This window comes from Microcoleus sp. (genome assembly GCF_049646505.1).
Classification (GTDB): Bacteria; Cyanobacteriota; Cyanobacteriia; order Cyanobacteriales; family Microcoleaceae; genus Microcoleus.
In genome coordinates this window covers 1-2,519 of sequence record NZ_JBARVX010000644.1, presented here as the reverse complement: position 1 = coordinate 2,519, position 2,519 = coordinate 1, and the positions used below count along the sequence as shown (strand labels likewise).

The 2,519-nt window shown below is 46.0% G+C and carries 2 protein-coding genes; one reads left to right on the top strand and one right to left on the bottom strand.

Annotation, left to right across the window (positions count from 1 at the left end; genetic code table 11):
- Nucleotides 1–2: 2 nt before the first annotated feature.
- Nucleotides 3–1,094 carry a DUF6745 domain-containing protein gene (locus WBA89_RS29650; protein ID WP_424411231.1) on the top strand — a complete coding sequence of 364 codons (1,092 nt, stop codon included), beginning with the start codon at nt 3–5 and terminating at the stop codon, nt 1,092–1,094.
- A 616-nt stretch (nt 1,095–1,710) separates the two neighbouring features.
- Here WBA89_RS29650 and WBA89_RS29645 read toward each other — a convergent pair.
- Nucleotides 1,711–2,439: a nitrate ABC transporter ATP-binding protein gene (locus WBA89_RS29645; RefSeq protein ID WP_424411229.1), complete on the bottom strand. Its 729-nt coding sequence runs from the start codon at nt 2,437–2,439 to the stop codon at nt 1,711–1,713.
- Nucleotides 2,440–2,519 lie beyond the last annotated feature (80 nt).

Sequence of the window (2,519 nt, the reverse complement as noted above, 5' to 3'; positions counted from 1 at the left end):
AAATATCAGACATCACACCCCTGCAATCTCTGACTAATTTGACTTCTCTGAATGTAAATTTTAAACCTGAACATAAGGCTCTAATCGAAGCGTGTCGTCAAAAGTGGGGAACTATCGTCAACTCTACCAAACCCATCTCTAACCCCAAAGCCGCAGCCGCCGTTAAGTCTGTCTGCGAGATCCTGGGTTTAAAAGCCTCTGAAATAACTTTTTGCAGTAGCCCCAACGGAGGGGTAGCACAAATACCGCTGAAAAGATCCAATGACACTGATTTGATAAAGCGACTAAAAAAACGGGTAGAAGATGCGCTGCACCCCTTTTTCTTGATAACAGAATTGCGGCAAGAACTTTCGGAGTTAAGTATATGGGAGGAACAGCTAGAACAACAATTTAACACAGACTTTGCCAATTATTGGAAATATTCAAAGTCAATATTTACTCCGAAATACTTGGTTGAGGCTCTCGGTGTTGCTGAATTCTGTGTTTCCTTGGGCATTATTATCAAACCAGAAGCACAGAAAGTTTTTGAATGCCTGAACCAGCTTTTAGCAGAATGCGGCTGGATTATTTTGTTAGATGATACCTGCATTGTGTGCTCGCGCCCTTGTCAGCTTAGCCTTGACAGCGAATACCGCCTCCACGCAGAAGGGGAACCTGCACTGGAATTTCCCGACGGTTACAAAATCTATTCCTACCACGGTGTAACATTACCTGAAAAATACGGACAAATTCACCCCAATCTGTGGCAAGCACAATGGCTTTTAGAAGAAAAAAATGCTGAATTAAGACGAGTATTAATTCAGGGAATTGGTTATGCTAGAATTTGCTCGGAACTGCAAGCAAAAGAGTTAGATTGCTGGAAAGAATACACGCTGCTCAAAATTGATGCTGATATTGATGGCTTCGATCCTGATGATTTCGAGGACGATGATGATGCTCCGAAAAAAGAAGATATTTATCTGTTAAAAATGATTTGTCCGAGCACCGGACACATTCATGTTTTGCGAGTTCCGCCAGATGTGACATCTGCTAAAGAGGCAATTCGCTGGGTAAATTGGGATATTGACTCAGAGGAGTTTTCGGTGCAAACTTGAGTAATACTAATTTAAAAAAGCTACAATCATCAATCTGAGGCCAATTGTTAAAAGCAGAGTCCAGCCGGACACGGCAGTGCCGTTTCCCTACCCGATTATGTTGTTAAAAGCAGAGTCCAGCGCCGGACACGGCAGTGCCGTTTCCCTACCCGATTATGTTGTTAAAAGTTGCAGAGTCCAGCGCCGGACAGGGCAGTGCCGTTTCCGTACAAATAACTGCTAGATTGGCAAAATATTAATCGATAAAACACTAATCAACATTGGGCCTGTGCCAGTTAAAAGGGTGGAATGCACCAAGCGTCAATTTAGCAAAAACTGTGAATAACATAAGAAAGAAGCCCACCTTCAGTCAAAGTTGGGCTAAATTCATGCCAGCTTACGGACAGCTAGGCAATCGGGTCTCTTAGCGGATAGACGTAAAAGTTGAGAAAAAGATCCGAACTTTGTCGAAAAACTTATTCCCAACAATTAAGCTCCAGTTTACCCGTTAGCGAAGCCCTCGAAGAGGATCGCACCAGCGACATCTCACCCGCAGCGATGTTCCCCTGAAATTGGGGAAATGCTGGGGCTTCAATTGTCCAGCATTGCCCATTTGTAACTTTCATTACCCAACCGATCAAGCATCTTCATCGTGAGCAAAGCGGCGGAAGAGGAAGTCTAGGGCGTAGTTCCGCAAGTTGTAGTATTCCGGATCTTCCATCATTTGCACCCGATCGCGCGGACGCGGAAAAGGAATCTCCAGAACCTCCCCAATCGTCGCTGACGGGCCGTTAGTCATCATCACCAGCCGATCGGCCAAAAACAGCGCTTCGTCGATATCGTGAGTAATCATCAACACCGTACAGCGGTGATCGTTCCAGATTTTCAGCAACTCTTCCTGCAATTCCTCCTTAGTAATTGCGTCCAAAGCACCAAACGGTTCGTCTAAAATCAGCACCTGGGGGCGAATTGCCAAAGCGCGGGCGATCGAAACCCGCTGTTTCATACCGCCGGAAATTTGCGGCGGTCTTTTTTCTGCAGCTTCAGTCAATCCCACCATCGCCAAATGCTCGTTGACGATCGCATTTTTTTCGACCTTCGACTTGTCAGGAAAAACAGCATTAACGGCAATGTAAACATTTTCAAACACAGTCCGCCAAGGCAACAAAGCGTAACCCTGAAACACTACCATGCGATCGGGACCAGGCTTGACAATCCGCTGGCCGTTAATCGACACCGTGCCCTCGCTGGGATGGCTAAAACCCGACACCATATTTAACAGTGTTGACTTGCCGCAGCCAGAGTGTCCGATCAGAGTATTGACATACTCCCCAGCCTGAAGGCGTGGGGATTCTTGACACATCATTTCAACTTGCTATCCTTTGTAGTCTTACGGTCGATCCGTGTCCGTTTAGAGTCGTGGCAATGCCCTGTCCCGACTTTCTG

Bases quoted from the DNA above. Each gene is read 5' to 3' on its own strand.
- WBA89_RS29645 (WP_424411229.1), bottom strand. From the start codon at position 2,439: ATGATGTGTCAAGAATCCCCACGCCTTCAGGCTGGGGAGTATGTCAAT.